We start from the raw sequence: 510 nt of genomic DNA on the forward strand, positions 1-510 counted from the left end.
TCGCCTACTTTGGTCAGGCCCATCAGTTTTTCCAATACTGCCATGGTGTGGTCGGGCGCGACACTGTAGAGGATCGCTCCCCCGAACCCTTTGATCGCTTTGTCAGCCGGGACGCCTCCGAATGCCCACTTGCTCGCGGGGCCGCCTTCGCGCTCGACAAGCTCCAACTGCAAGCCGTCTCTGTCGGTAAATTGCAGGTACGTTTCGTGAAAGCGTTCCACACGCTTGTACTCGACGCCGAACTTGTTCAGGCGCTCTTCCCAGAAAGCCATGGAGCCTGTCGGAACCAGAAACGTCGTATAGCCAACCTGCCCGCCGCCTACACGGCCGCGGCGCGCTGTCTCCCATGGGAAAAAGGTGATCGCGGTACCCGGGCTGCCTACCTCGTTGCCGAAGTACAGATGGTACACTTCCGGGGCGTCGAAGTTGATTGTTTTTTTGACCAGGCGCAGGCCGAGAATCCCTGCGTAAAAGTCGACGTTGCCCTGTGCGCTTTTCACAAAAGCGGTA

The 510-nt window shown here is 58.4% G+C and carries 1 protein-coding gene; it reads right to left on the minus strand.

Annotated features, from left to right (window positions below; all coding sequences use genetic code 11):
* Positions 1-510 (minus strand): VOC family protein (locus tag AC27KL_RS28250; protein WP_487171816.1); only part of this gene is annotated, 510 nt, incomplete at both ends.

It is taken from the genome of Paenibacillus sp. YAE3 (genome assembly GCF_057546105.1).